Annotated in this window: 11 protein-coding genes; 10 read left to right on the top strand and 1 reads right to left on the bottom strand. The window is 73.0% G+C overall.

Translation table 11 applies throughout. The annotated features are described in order from the left end of the window. Positions 1–223 precede the first annotated feature (223 nt). Positions 224–505, top strand: coding sequence for an HU family DNA-binding protein (locus tag IE118_RS30800; protein WP_004987462.1), 282 nt, complete (start codon positions 224–226; stop codon positions 503–505). A 310-nt stretch (positions 506–815) separates the two neighbouring features. On the opposite strand, the gene murA is transcribed toward IE118_RS30800, so the two are convergent. Then, positions 816–2156 (bottom strand): UDP-N-acetylglucosamine 1-carboxyvinyltransferase, encoded by a 1341-nt coding sequence (gene murA / locus IE118_RS30795; protein WP_189561385.1) that lies wholly within the window; start codon positions 2154–2156, stop codon positions 816–818. 254 nt (positions 2157–2410) lie between these two features. On the opposite strand from murA, the gene IE118_RS30790 reads away from it, so the two are divergent. The 9 genes from IE118_RS30790 (at position 2411) to IE118_RS30750 (ending at position 13811) form a co-directional block, all read left to right on the top strand. Then, positions 2411–2983, top strand: coding sequence for a YqgE/AlgH family protein (locus IE118_RS30790; protein ID WP_189561384.1), 573 nt, complete (start codon positions 2411–2413; stop codon positions 2981–2983). Between the two features lie 30 nt (positions 2984–3013). Then, entirely contained in the window at positions 3014–3301 is a 288-nt protein-coding gene (locus IE118_RS30785; RefSeq protein ID WP_189561383.1) for a DUF3039 domain-containing protein, read from the top strand. A 231-nt stretch (positions 3302–3532) separates the two neighbouring features. Continuing rightward, entirely contained in the window at positions 3533–4825 is a 1293-nt protein-coding gene (locus tag IE118_RS30780; protein ID WP_189561382.1) for an extracellular solute-binding protein, read from the top strand. A gap of 8 nt (positions 4826–4833) precedes the next feature. After that, positions 4834–5802, top strand: a complete 969-nt coding sequence (locus tag IE118_RS30775) for a carbohydrate ABC transporter permease (protein WP_189561422.1) — start codon at positions 4834–4836, stop codon at positions 5800–5802. A 29-nt stretch (positions 5803–5831) separates the two neighbouring features. Further along, the gene (locus IE118_RS30770; RefSeq protein ID WP_189561381.1) at positions 5832–6677 is read left to right on the top strand and encodes a carbohydrate ABC transporter permease; all 846 of its coding nucleotides are present in this window, start codon (positions 5832–5834) and stop codon (positions 6675–6677) included. A 1-nt stretch (position 6678) separates the two neighbouring features. Beyond that, positions 6679–8337, top strand: a complete 1659-nt coding sequence (locus tag IE118_RS30765; protein ID WP_189561380.1) for a beta-N-acetylhexosaminidase — start codon at positions 6679–6681, stop codon at positions 8335–8337. Positions 8338–8647: 310 nt separating this feature from the next. Next, positions 8648–9541 (top strand): FAD binding domain-containing protein, encoded by an 894-nt coding sequence (locus tag IE118_RS30760; RefSeq protein WP_189561379.1) that lies wholly within the window; start codon positions 8648–8650, stop codon positions 9539–9541. Further along, positions 9538–11508, top strand: coding sequence for a 2Fe-2S iron-sulfur cluster-binding protein (locus IE118_RS30755; protein WP_189561378.1), 1971 nt, complete (start codon positions 9538–9540; stop codon positions 11506–11508). The genes IE118_RS30760 and IE118_RS30755 overlap by 4 nt, the downstream gene beginning before the upstream one ends. Next, positions 11505–13811 (top strand): xanthine dehydrogenase family protein molybdopterin-binding subunit, encoded by a 2307-nt coding sequence (locus tag IE118_RS30750; protein WP_189561377.1) that lies wholly within the window; start codon positions 11505–11507, stop codon positions 13809–13811. The genes IE118_RS30755 and IE118_RS30750 overlap by 4 nt, the downstream gene beginning before the upstream one ends. Positions 13812–13922: the final 111 nt, after the last annotated feature.

Genomic DNA, 13922 nt, shown 5'->3' with positions numbered 1-13922 from the left:
TTCGTGTGACTCCCTCGGGTGTTCTCACGACTTCCTGCGGGTGCCGGATTGGCATTACCGCCGCAGGTAGGGGCAGGATGCGTCCCTGGGCGCGAAGGGTCTGACGACGGACCCGGGTCCGGGGACTCACCGAGGAACCTGGCAGCATCGGCTTCGCCGTGCCCTACATGCGGCTTCGCCGCGTGGCACGCCTCAACGGCAAGAAGAACACGGGAGTAAGAACATGAACCGCAGTGAGCTGGTGGCCGCGCTGGCCGACCGCGCCGAGGTGACCCGCAAGGACGCCGACGCCGTGCTGGCCGCGTTCGCCGAGGTCGTCGGCGACATCGTCTCCAAGGGCGACGAGAAGGTCACCGTCCCCGGCTTCCTGACCTTCGAGCGCACCCACCGGGCCGCTCGTACCGCGCGCAACCCGCAGACCGGTGAGCCGATCCAGATTCCGGCCGGCTACAGCGTGAAGGTCTCCGCGGGCTCGAAGCTGAAGGAAGCCGCCAAGGGCAAGTGAGCGCAGGCGCCTGAGCGCCGTCCGGGCCGGGCGCCGTGGGCGGCCGCGGGCAGTCCGTGGCAGGTCGCGCAGTTCCCCGCGCCCCTGGAGGGCGCTCGCACATACGCCGCTGGGGCGGTCACCCCTCTTCGGGTGACCGCCCCAGCGGCGTCTGCGCACGGGCGGGTGGGGTCAGCCGAGGGCCTTGCCGGGGAGCTCGACCTTTGCGCCCGGCTCCATGAGCTTCTCCATGCTGTGTCTGCCCGGGGGGTGACCCCCGGACCCCCAGCCGGGGCGGGGTCGCCGGGGCCGGGGTGGGGGGCGGGTGGGGTCAGCCGAGGGCCTTGCCGGGGAGCTCGACCTTCGCGCCCAGCTCCATGAGCTTCTCCATGAAGTTCTCGTAGCCGCGGTTGATCAGGCCGATGCCGTGGACGCGGGAGGTGCCCTGGGCGGCGAGGGCGGCGATGAGGTAGGAGAAGCCGCCGCGCAGGTCGGGGATGACCAGGTCGGCGCCCTGGAGGCGGGTCGGTCCCGAGACGACCGCCGAGTGCAGGAAGTTGCGCTGGCCGAAGCGGCAGTCGGAGCCGCCCAGGCACTCGCGGTACAGCTGGATGTGCGCGCCCATCTGGTTGAGCGCGGAGGTGAAGCCGAGGCGGGACTCGTAGACCGTCTCGTGGATGATCGACAGGCCCGTCGCCTGGGTCAGCGCGACCACCAGGGGCTGCTGCCAGTCGGTCTGGAAACCGGGGTGCACGTCGGTCTCCAGCGCGATCGACTTCAGCTGCCCGCCGGGGTGCCAGAAACGGATGCCCTCGTCGTCGATCTCGAAGGCGCCGCCGACCTTGCGGTAGGTGTTCAGGAACGTCATCATCGAGCGCTGCTGGGCGCCGTGGACGTAGATGTTGCCCTCGGTGGCCAGCGCGGCGGACGCCCACGAGGCGGCTTCCAAGCGGTCGGACAGGGCGCGGTGGGTGTAGCCGCCGAGCTTGTCCACACCGGTGACACGGATCGTGCGGTCGGTGTCCATCGCGATGATCGCGCCCATTTTCTGCAGGACGCAGATCAGGTCCTCGATCTCCGGCTCCACCGCCGCGTTGGACAGCTCGGTGACGCCCTCCGCGAGGACCGCCGTGAGCAGCACCTGCTCGGTCGCGCCGACGGACGGGTACGGCAGCCGGATCTTGGTGCCGCGCAGCCGCTGCGGGGCCTCCAGGTACTGGCCGTCCGCCCGCTTCTCGATGGTGGCGCCGAACTGGCGCAGCACGTCGAAGTGGAAGTCGATGGGCCGGCCGCCGATGTCGCAGCCGCCCAGACCCGGGATGAACGCGTGCCCGAGCCGGTGCAGCAGCGGGCCGCACAGCAGGATCGGGATCCGCGAGGAACCGGCGTGGGCATCGATGTCAGCGACGTTGGCGCTCTCCACGCGCGTCGGGTCGAGCACCAGCTCACCCGGTTCGTCCCCCGGCAGGACCGTCACGCCGTGCAGTTGCAGCAGACCCCGTACGACCCGGACGTCACGGATGTCCGGGACGTTGCGCAGACGGCTCGGTGCGCTGCCGAGCAGCGCGGCGACCATGGCCTTCGGTACGAGGTTCTTCGCACCGCGGACACGGATCTCGCCCTCCAGCGGGGTTCCGCCGTGGACAAGCAGGACATCGTCGTTGACGGTCATGAATCTCGCGTTCCGTGGGGAGGGGGGCAGGGCCTGAATGCCACAGAGTAATCGCCCGGGGCCCCCCTTCTGTAAGCCCGTGGACGGACCGGGAAGGTCATGGCTCTGTCACAACACGCCCCGTCCGGGGGCGGCCACGAGCGGTCACCGCGGGCCGTGCGCGCCGGGCGTGCTCCCGTCTGCCCTGAGCTGCGTTCACTCCCGTACCCCCATTGCCTCCCCCTGTGGGGGGTGGATGCGGGATCATGTCTGGCATGACCGAGGTGTCCTCGCTCACAGGGCGGCTGCTCGTGGCCACTCCCGCTCTGGCGGACCCGAATTTCGACCGCGCGGTGGTGCTCCTCCTCGACCACGACGAGGAGGGCTCGCTCGGCGTCGTCCTCAACCGTCCGACGCCGGTGGACGTCGGCGACATCCTGGAGGGCTGGGCCGACCTGGCCGGCGAGCCCGGGGTCGTCTTCCAGGGCGGCCCGGTGTCCCTGGACTCGGCCCTCGGCGTGGCCGTCGTCCCGGGCGGTACGGCGGGGGAGGCCGCGCCCCTGGGCTGGCGCCGGGTGCACGGCGCGATCGGACTGGTCGACCTGGAGGCCCCGCCGGAGCTGCTCGCCTCCGTCCTCGGCTCCCTGCGGATCTTCGCCGGTTACGCCGGCTGGGGCCCCGGCCAGCTGGAGGACGAGCTGGTGGACGGCGCCTGGTACGTGGTGGAGTCGGAGCCCGGCGACGTGTCCTCCCCGTTCCCCGAGCGGCTCTGGCGGGAGGTGCTGCGCCGCCAGCGCAGTGAGCTGGCGATGGTGGCCACCTATCCGGACGACCCTTCGCTCAACTGATGCCCCTCGCCTTCAGTACCCTTGGCTGTTATGAGCACTCTTGAGCCCGAGCGCGGGACTGGTACGGGGACCCTCGTCGAGCCGACGCCGCAGACGTCCCACGGCGACGGCGACCACGAGCGCTTCGCCCATTACGTCCAGAAGGACAAGATCATGGCGAGCGCCCTCGACGGCACGCCCGTCGTGGCGCTGTGCGGCAAGGTCTGGGTGCCCGGCCGGGACCCGAAGAAGTACCCGGTCTGCCCCATGTGCAAGGAGATCTACGAGTCCATGGGCGCCGGCGGCGACGACCAGGGCAAGGGCAAGGGCGACAAGTAGTCCCCCCGCTTCTCCCCTCTCGCCGGACCTGAACTCTCCGAGGCCCCCGGGGTGCGCTTTGCGCGCCCTGGGGGCCTTTGTGCTGCCCGCGCGTTGCACAGGGTGCTTCCGCCGGTCACAGAGTGGTGGAGACCTCTTGTGGCGTGGTTCACCGAGTCCCTAGCCTCCGGTGTGTTGTGCACAGCGAAACCGCTATTGCATATGTTGCAACGCGCTCGGAGGAGTCACTCCATGAAGCTGTCCGCCCGCACGGTCGCCGTCGCGGCCGTCCTCGCCACCGCCGCCTGCGCGCCCCAGACCTCCGGCACCACCTCCTCCGACAAGGACGAGAAGACCGGCACCCTGCGCGTCTGGCTCTTCCAGGAGGTCAACAACACACCCAAGGAACAGGTCGTCGACACCGTCCTCGCCGAGTTCGAGAAGGCGCACGAGGACACCGAGGTCACCGTCGAGTACATCCCCGTCGAGACCCGCGCCCAGCGCATCAAGGCCGCCTTCAACGACCCCGGGTCCGCGCCCGACCTCATCGAGTACGGCAACACCGACACCGCCGGCTACGTGAAGGACGGCGGACTCGCCGACGTCACCGAGGAGTTCGCCGCCTGGGACGAGGCCGCGGACACCGACGCCACCGCCAGGCAGTCGGTCACCGTCGACGGCAAGGTGTACGGCGCCCCGTACTTCGTCGGCGTCCGCGCGCTGTACTACCGCACCGACGTCCTCGACGAACTCGGCCTCGACGTCCCCCGGACCCAGGCCGAGTTGATCTCCACCGCCAAGGAGATCCGCGCCGCCCGGCCCGACCTGTACGGCATCGCCGTCGGCGGCGCCTACACCTACGGCGCGATGCCCTTCATCTGGGCCCACGGCGGCGAGCTCGCCACCGGCAAGGGCGGCTCCTACGCCTCCGCCATCGACAGCGCCGCCGCCCGCAAGGGCATCGAGGCGTACACCTCGCTCTTCGGCGACGACAACTGCCCGGCCGCCAAGTGCGCGGGCATGGGCGGCAACGACACCGTGACCGCCTTCGCCTCGGGCAAGGCGGCCATGGCCATCGGCGGCGACTTCAGCCACGCGGCCGTGGAGGCCGGGAAGGTCAAGGGCAAGTACGCCGTCGTCCCCCTGCCCGGTGTCGCGGCCGGATCCGTCGCCCCCGCGTTCGCCGGCGGCAACAACCTCGGCGTCCTGAAGTCCACCTCGCACCGCACCCTCGCCGTCGACCTGATGAAGCGGCTCGCCTCCAAGAAGGCGCAGGGCGCCCTCTTCGAGGGCATGGGCTTCCTGCCCACCTTCTCCGACGTGCGGCAGCAGGCGGCCGCGAAGGAGAGCTTCGTCAAGCCGTTCGTCGACACGCTCGCCGCGGACACGAAGTTCGTCCCGGCGTCGCCGGCATGGGCGCAGATCGACTCGTCCCAGGTCCTGCCGACGATGTTCCAGGAGATCGTCTCCGGCAAGAAGAGCGTGGCCGCCGCCTCCGGTGACGCCGCGCGGAAGATGAACGAGGCGTTCGGTTCCGCCGGATGACGTCGCTCATGAAACCGGGCGCTCCGGACCGGCGACGGGTGCGGACACACGGTGGCACGGCGGGCCCGCGCGGCGGCGGCCGCACGGCCCCGCACCCCCGGCGGAAAAGCTCCCGCGCACCCTGGCTGTACCTGGCACCCGCGTTGGTCGTCCTCGGGGGGCTGCTCGCCTACCCGATCTACCAGCTCGGCCTCATCTCGCTCTTCCACTACACGCAGGCGCAGGTCAGTGGCGGCGAACCGACCACGTTCGAGGGGTTCGGCAACTACGCCCGGCTCTTCGGCGACGAGCAGTTCTGGCAGGTGCTGCTGGCCACCGTGGTGTTCGCGGCGGCCTGTGTCCTGTGCACGCTGACCGTGGGGTGCGCACTGGCCGTGCTGCTCACCCGGGTGCGGGCGGTGCCGCGACTGGCGCTGATGCTGGCCGCGCTCGGCGCCTGGGCGACCCCGGCGATCACCGGGTCCACGGTGTGGCTGCTCCTCTTCGACGCCGACTTCGGGCCCGTCAACCGGCTGCTGGGACTCGGCGACCACGCGTGGACGTACGGGCGGTTCAGCGCCTTCTTCCTCGTGCTGCTCGAAGTGGTCTGGTGCTCCTTCCCGTTCGTGATGGTCACGGTCTACGCCGGGATCCGCGCCGTACCGTCCGAGGTGCTGGAGGCCGCCTCCCTGGACGGGGCCTCGCAGTGGCGCATCTGGCGCTCGGTGCTCGCGCCGATGCTCCGGCCGATCCTGGTGGTCGTCACCATCCAGTCGGTCATCTGGGACTTCAAGGTCTTCACCCAGATCTACGTGATGACGGGCGGCGGCGGCATCGCCGGCCAGAACCTGGTGCTGAACGTCTACGCCTACCAACAGGCGTTCGCGTCGTCGCAGTACAGCCTCGGCGCCGCGATCGGTGTGGTGATGCTGCTGATCCTGCTCGCCGTGACGCTGGTGTACCTGCGGCTGCTGCGCCGCCAGGGGGAGGAACTGTGAGCCTGCCGCGCCGGGACCGGGAGCCCCGGGTGAATCTTGTGCGCCGGTTCGTGCGCCGTCCGGGCCGGCTGGCGGCCGAGACGGCGGCACTGCTGACCGCCGCCGTGGTCGCCTTCCCGCTGTACTGGATGGTGCTGAGCGCCTTCAAACCGGCCGGGGAGATCGAGTCGGCCGAGCCGCGCCCCTGGACGCTCGCGCCCACGCTGGACTCCTTCCGGCGGGTGTTCGGGCAGCAGGAATTCGGCCGGTACTTCCTCAACAGCGTGGTCGTCGCGGTCGCCGTGGTGGTCGCCTCCGCACTGATCGCGTTTCTCGCCGCGACCGCCGTGACGCGATTCCGGTTCCGTATGCGGACCACCCTGCTGATCATGTTTCTGGTGGCCCAGATGGTGCCCGTGGAGGCGCTGACCATCCCCCTGTTCTTCACCATGCGGGACTTGGGACAGCTGAACACGCTGTGGTCGCTGATCCTGCCCCACATCGCGTTCTCCCTGCCCTTCGCGATCTGGATGCTCAGGGGGTTCGTGAAAGCCGTACCCGAGGCCCTGGAGGAAGCCGCCTACATCGACGGGGCGAGCCGCGCGCGTTTTCTCTGGCAGATCCTTTTCCCCCTCGTCCTGCCGGGCCTCGTGGCGACCAGCGTGTTTTCCTTCATCTCCACCTGGAACGACTTCCTGTTCGCCAAGTCCTTCATCATCAGCGACATCTCGCAGTCCACCCTGCCGATGGCGCTGCTGGTCTTCTACAAACCCGACGACCCGGACTGGGGCGGGGTCATGGCGGCGTCCACCGTGATGACGATTCCGGTCCTGGTCTTCTTCGTACTCGTGCAGCGGCGTCTGGTCTCCGGACTGGGCGGCGCGGTAAAGGACTGACATGACCGACGTGACCCCACCGACGGACCTCGTCCCCGCGCCCCGCTCGGTCGAGGGACCGATGAGCTGCGGTGTCGAGCTGACCCCCGAAACCACGCTGTGGGCCGGTCCCGGCACGGAGACCACCGAACGCTGGCTGCGCTCCACTCTGGGAGGTGCCCTGGGGCTGCCGCTGCGGCCCGGCCCCGAGGACGCCTCCGGCGGCCTGCGGTTGCGCGTCGACGGCACCCTCGCGCCCGAGGCGTACCGCCTCGCCGTCGTCGCCGGCCGGGGCGTCGAGATCACCGGCGGGAGCGCCGCCGGCGTGTTCTGGGGCGCCCAGACGCTGCGCCAGCTGCTCGGTCCCGACGCCTTCCGCAGGGCGCCTGTACGGCCCGGCCTCACCCGCGGAATCCCGCACCAGGTCATCGAGGACGCCCCGCGCTTCCGGTGGCGCGGTCTGATGCTGGACGTCGCACGGCACTTCATGCCCAAGGAGGGGGTGCTGCGCTATCTCGATCTGATGGCGGCGCACAAACTCAACGTCCTGCACCTCCACCTGACGGACGACCAGGGCTGGCGCGTCGAGATCCAGCGGTATCCGAGGCTCACCGAGGTCGGCTCCTGGCGCGCCCGCACGAAAGTCGGCCACCGTGCCTCACCGCTGTGGGACGACAAGCCGCACGGCGGTCATTACACCCGGGACGACATCCGCGAGATCGTCGCCTACGCCGCCGAACGGCATATCAGCGTCGTCCCCGAAATCGACGTGCCCGGCCACTCGCAGGCCGCGATCGCCGCGTATCCGGAACTCGGCAACTCCGATGTCGTCGACACCGCCTCCCTGGCCGTCTGGGACACCTGGGGCATCAATCCGAACGTACTCGCCCCCACCGACACCACCCTGCGCTTCTTCGAAGGCGTCCTCGAGGAGGTCCTGGAACTGTTCCCCGCGGACGCCGGTCCGTTCTCGCCGTTCGTGCACATCGGCGGCGACGAATGCGTCAAGGACCAGTGGCGCGCGTCGGACACCGCGCAGAAGCAGATCGGCAACCTCGGACTCGCCGGGGAGGAGGCGCTCCAGGCCTGGTTCATCGGGCACTTCGACCGGTGGCTCACTGCCCGGGGTCGCCGGATGATCGGCTGGGACGAGATCCTGGAGGGCGGCCTGGCGCCCGGCGCCGCGGTGTCCTCCTGGCGCGGCTACGCGGGCGGTGTGACGGCCGCCCGCGCGGGACACGACGTGGTCATGTGCCCCGAGCAGCAGGTCTACCTGGACCACCGTCAGGACGCGGGCCCCGACGAGCCGGTGCCCATCGGGTACGTGCGCACCCTGGAGGACGTCTACCGGTTCGAGCCCGTACCGGCGGAGCTGACGCCGCAGGAGACCGCGCGGGTCCTGGGCACCCAGGCCAACGTGTGGACGGAGGTGATGGAGGACCAGGCGCGCGTCGACTACCAGACCTTCCCCCGGCTCGCCGCGCTCGCCGAGGTCGCCTGGAGCGACCTGCCAGCCCCCGCCGACCGGGACTTCACCGGCTTCGAACGGCGGATGGGCGCCCACTACCGGCGCCTGGACGCCCTCGGGGTCGCCTACCGGCCGCCCACCGGCCCGCTGCCCTGGCAGCGGCGCCCCGGCGTGCTGGGCCGCCCCATCGACGGCCCGCCGCCCCAGCGGTAGCCCGCCCCGCCGGGTCCCGGGGCGCCCGCGCTCCCCGGGACACCGGACGGCTCCCGCGCGTGCGTTCGCTCCCGGCCGAACGGGTCGCCCCATACGGGGACAGGCGTCACCGAAGAGTGCCAATGCGCGCCGCACCGGCGATGACGGGCCAAATCGGCCATGTCCGGGGTGAGGTGGGTGAATGCCACCTAGCGGACCCCCGTCTTCGGCGCCTGCCAAGATGTGCCAGAGTTGCCACGTCCGCCCCGTGAGCACGTACCGTACGGCGCACAGGCGGACCAGGTGGGGCAGCGGGAAGGGGCAGCCGGTTTTGAGCACGCACGCACCGCAGGCGGCGCAGGCCGTGACGCTGCCCACGACCCTGGACGAGGCCGTGGCGGCGCTCACCGCCATGCCCGCCGCCGTGCCCGTCGCGGGCGGCACCGACCTGATGGCAGCCGTCAACTCCGGGCAGCTCAGGCCCGCCGCGCTGGTCGGCCTCGGCAAGATCAGCGAGATCCGCGGCTGGCAGTACCTGGACGGACACGCGCTGCTCGGCGCCGGTCTCACCCACGCCCGGATGGGCCGTCCCGACTTCGCCGCCCTCATCCCGGCGCTCGCCGCCTCCGCTCGGGCCGCGGGGCCCCCGCACATCCGCAACGCCGGCACCCTCGGCGGCAACATCGCCTCCGCCGCCCCCACCGGGGACGCGCTGCCGGTGCTGGCCGCCCTCGAGGCGACGCTGGTCGTCGCCGGGCCTGGCGGTGCCCGCCGCGAGGTCCCGGTCTCGCACCTGCTGGCCGGCATGGACCTGCTGCGCCCCGGCGAGCTCATCGGCTACGTGCGCGTGCCGCTGCTGCACGCCCCCCAGGTCTTCCTGAAGGCCACCGGCCGCACCGGACCCGGCCGCGCGGTCGCCTCCGTCGCCCTCGTGCTCGACCCCGCCCGCCGCGGGGTGCGCTGCGCGGTGGGCGCCATCGCGCCGATGCCGCTGCGGCCCCTGGAGGCCGAGCAGTGGGTCGCGCAGCTCATCGACTGGGACAACAACCGCGCGATCGTGCCCGAGGCACTGAGCGCGTTCGGGGAGTACGTCGCCGCGGCCTGCATCCCCGACGCCGCCCCCGGCGAGGACGGCACCGTCCCACCGCTTCCGCCCGCGGTACTGCACCTGCGGCGCACCGTCGCCGCGCTGGCCCGACGAGCACTGGGGAGGGCGCTGTCGTGACCGACGACCAGCACGGAGGGGGCACGCCCCCGGGCGGCAGCCGCTGGGACCCGCTGCCCCAGGGCGACTACGACGACGGCGCCACCGCCTTCGTCAACCTCCCCGAGGGGGGCATCGACGCGCTCCTGGACTCCATGGAGAGCCCCCTCGCCGCGCCCGGCCACGGCTACGTGCCGCCGCAGATAACGGTCACGCCCGCGACCACCGCGGGCACCGACCCGGCGGCCACCGGCACCTGGTCCGTGCCCGGCGCGCCCGCCGACGGCGCCCGGTGGCACGACCCGCAGGCCGGCGAGGCGGAAGAGGCGGCGGACCGGTTCACCTACGACCCCGGTGCCACCGGGCAGTGGACCTTCGAGGAGCCGTCCGCGGAGAACCCCGCGCCGGGCCAGGACGTCACCGGCCAGTGGTCGATCCCCGTCGCCGGGGGTGACCTGCCGGACGAGTCGGGCGAGTTCACCACGTCCTCGCTGGTCGAGCAGTGGGGCGGCGGCACCCCTCCGGCCACCCTGCCGGGCGGCGCCGCGGCGCCCTGGGCCACCACCGAGTCCATCGGCCGCCCGTGGGGACCCGGCGTCCCCGGCGTCCCCCAGGACACCGGTGAGTCCGGGCAGCACGACGGCGGACCCGGCCCCCGGCCGTCCGGCGAGTACGGCTCGCGGCAGCCCGGCGAGTACGGCGGGCAGCCGTCCGGCGAGTACGGCGGGCAGTCCGCCCAGGAGGCACCCGAGCGGTCCTCGCACGACGAGCCCGGGCAGCGCGTCCACGACGCGTCCGGGCAGCCCGCGCCCGACGCACTCCGGCCCGCCGGTCCGCCGGAGCCGGGACGGCGTTCCCCGGGCGAGCCCGGCCCGGACGGCACCCACGCGGCCCACCACGCGCCGTTCCCGGGCGAGTACGGCGGGCAGCCCGCCCACGACGCGCCCGGGCAGCCCGCGCACGGCGGACCTCGCTCGGAGGGTGTGCCCCAGCCGCTGCCCGCCGACGGCGGCCCGGAGCCGCGGTGGCGGACCGGCGCGGAGGACGCCGGCGGCGCCCCAGCCGACGGCCGGGAGCACCCGCACCCCGGCCCCCAGGACGCCTCGGAGCCCTTCCCGGAGCCCGCCGCGGCCCCGGAGGCCCCCGAGGACGCCCACGGCCCCCACGACGCCTCCCACGACGACACCGGTGACCCGGCGGACCCCGTCGCCGGCACCCCCGACCCGGCCGGCCACCCCGAGGCCGCCTCCGCGGCACCGGGCGACCCGGACGAAGTGGACGGAGCGGACGGAGCGGACGGCGCCCCGGACATCACGGTCGCCCCCCACGACGACCACCCCCTCGCCTCCTACGTGCTCCGCGTCAACGGCACCGACCGGCCGGTCAGCGACGCCTGGATCGGCGAGTCGCTGCTCTACGTGCTGCGCGAGCGGCTCGGCCTGGCCGGCGCCAAGGACGGCTGCTCGCAGGGCGAGTGCGGCGCCTGCAACGTGCAGGTCGACGGGCGTCTCGTCGCGTCCTGCCTGGTCCCCGCCGTCACCGCGGCCGGCAGCGAGGTCCGCACCGTCGAGGGCCTGGCCCAGGACGGCCGGCCCTCCGACGTGCAGCGCGCCCTCGCCCGGTGCGGCGCCGTGCAGTGCGGCTTCTGCGTCCCCGGCATGGCGATGACCGTGCACGACCTCCTCGAGGGCAACCCCGCCCCCACCGAACTGGAGACCCGCCAGGCCCTGTGCGGCAACCTGTGCCGCTGCTCCGGCTACCGGGGCGTGGTCGACGCGGTCAAGGAGGTCGTCGCCGAGCGGGAGGCGCACGCCGACTCCTCCGCGACCGACCCCGACGGCGAACCGGACACGCCCCGCATCCCGCACCAGGCGGGCCCCGGCGCCGGAGGCGTCCACCCCTCCGCGTTCGGCGGCCCCGTACCGCACGAGCACCCCCAGGAACCGCCGCAGGACCGGCCCTACGGCCAGGACGGAGGCCAGGCGTGAGCAACGAGACGGTCACCGCGCAGGCCGCCGAGGCAGTCCCGGAGCCGGAATCGGTCCCGCACGGACTCGGCGTCTCCCTCCCGGCAGCCGACGCCCGCGCCAAGACCGAGGGCACCTTCCCGTACGCCGCCGACCTGTGGGCCGAGGGCCTGCTGTGGGCGGCCGTGCTGCGCTCCCCGCACCCGCACGCCCGCATCGTGTCCATCGACACCACGCACGCGCGCGAGATGCCCGGCGTCCGCGCGGTCGTCACCCACGAGGACGTCCCCGGCGAGCCGCTGCACGGCCGCGGCACGGCCGACCGGCCGGTCTTCGCCTCCGAGGTCGTGCGCCACCACGGCGAGCCCATCGCGGCCGTCGCCGCCGACCACCCCGACACCGCGCGGATGGCCGCCGCCGCCGTGATCGTCGAGTACGAGGTGCTCGACCCGGTCACCGACCCCGAGCAGGCCTTCGGGGCGGAACCGCTGCACCCCGACGGCAACCTGATCCGGCACATCCCGCTGCGCCACGGCGACCCCGACGCGGCCGGTGACGTCGTCGTCGAGGGCCTGTACCGGATCGGCCGCCAGGACCCCGCCCCGATAGGGGCCGAGGCCGGTCTCGCCGTGCCCCGCCCGGACGGCGGCGTCGAGCTGTACCTGGCGTCCACCGACCCGCACGGCGACCGGGACACCGCCGCCGCGGCCTTCGGCCTGGAACCCGAGCGGGTCAAGGTCGTCGTCACCGGCGTGCCCGGAGCGACCGGCGACCGCGAGGACCGCAGCTTCCAGCTCCCGCTCGGCCTGCTCGCGCTGAAGACCGGCTGCCCGGTGAAACTCACCGCCACCCGCGAGGAGTCCTTCCTCGGCCACGGCCACCGCCACCCGACGCTCCTGCGCTACCGCCACCACGCCGACGCCGAGGGCAGGCTCGTCAAGGTCGAGGCGCAGATCCTGCTCGACGCGGGCGCCTACGCCGACACCTCCTCCGACGCCCTGGCCGCCGCCGTCGCCTTCGCCTGCGGCCCCTACGTCGTCCCGCACGCCTTCATCGAGGGCTGGGCGGTCCGCACCAACAACCCGCCCTCCGGCCACGTCCGCGGCGAGGGTGCCCTCCAGGTGTGCGCCGCCTACGAGGCGCAGATGGACAAGCTCGCCAAGAAGCTCGGCGTCGACCCGGCGGACCTGCGCATGCGCAACGTCCTGGCCACCGGCGACGTCCTGCCCACCGGCCAGACCGTGACCTGCCCGGCCCCGGTCGCCGAACTCCTCCAGGCGGTGCGCGACTTCCCGCTGCCGCCGCTGCCCAAGGACACCCCCGAGGACGAGTGGCTGCTGCCCGGCGGCCCCGAGGGCGCGGGGGAGCCGGGCGCGGTGCGCCGGGGCGTCGGCTACGGCCTGGGCATGGTGCACATGCTCGGCGCGGAGGGCGCCGACGAGGTGTCCACCGCCACCGTGCGGGTCCAGGACGGCGTGGCGACCGTGCTGTGCGCGGCCGTCGAGACCGGGCAGGGCTTCTCCACCCTGGCCCGGCAGATCGTTCAGGAGACCCTCGGCGTCGACGAGGTGCACGTGGTGCCCGTCGACACCGACCAGCCCCCGGCCGGACCCGGCTGCCGCGGCCGGCACACCTGGGTGTCGGGCGGCGCCGTCGAACGCGCGGCGAAGATGGTCCGCACCCAGCTCCTCCAGCCGCTCGCGCACAAGTTCGGCATGTCCACCGAGCTGCTCCAGATCACCGACGGCAAGATCACCTCGTACGACGGGGTGCTGTCCACGACCGTCACCGAGGCGCTGGACGGCAAGGAACTGTGGGCCACCGCCCAGTGCCGTCCGCACCCGACGGAGCCGCTGGACGAGGCCGGCCAGGGCGACGCCTTCGTCGGCATGGCCTTCTGCGCGATCCGCGCCGTGGTCGACGTCGACATCGAGATCGGCTCGGTACGGGTCGTGGAGCTGGCGGTCGCCCAGGACGTGGGCCGGGTGCTGAACCCGGCGCAGCTGGCCGCGCGGATCGAGGCGGGCGTGACCCAGGGCCTGGGCGCCGCCCTCACCGAGAACCTGCGCACCCCGCGCGGCCTGGTCCGCCACCCCGACCTCACCGGCTACGCCCTGCCGACCGCGCTGGACGCGCCGGACATCCACATCGTGAAGCTGGTCGAGGAGCGGGACGTGGTCGCGCCGTTCGGCGCGAAGGCGGTCAGCGCGGCGCCGGTGGTGACCTCCCCGGCGGCCATCGCCTCCGCGGTGCGGGCCGCCACGGGACGGCCCGTCAACCGGCTGCCGATCCGTCCGCAGGCCGCGGTGGTCACCGCCACCTGAAACCCGTTCCGGGTGTTTCCGGCGGGCAGGCAACGCAAGCGGTTGCCGGCGCGTCCTGAGAGGTGACGGGGCGTTGGGTTCGACGCGCCCCGGGCCCGGGGCCGTTGTCAG

The organism is Streptomyces pilosus (assembly GCF_014649835.1).
Lineage (GTDB): Bacteria > Actinomycetota > Actinomycetes > Streptomycetales > Streptomycetaceae > Streptomyces > Streptomyces pilosus.
Note: the sequence above shows the minus strand (reverse complement) of the source record. Positions and strands in the feature narration are given on the sequence as shown.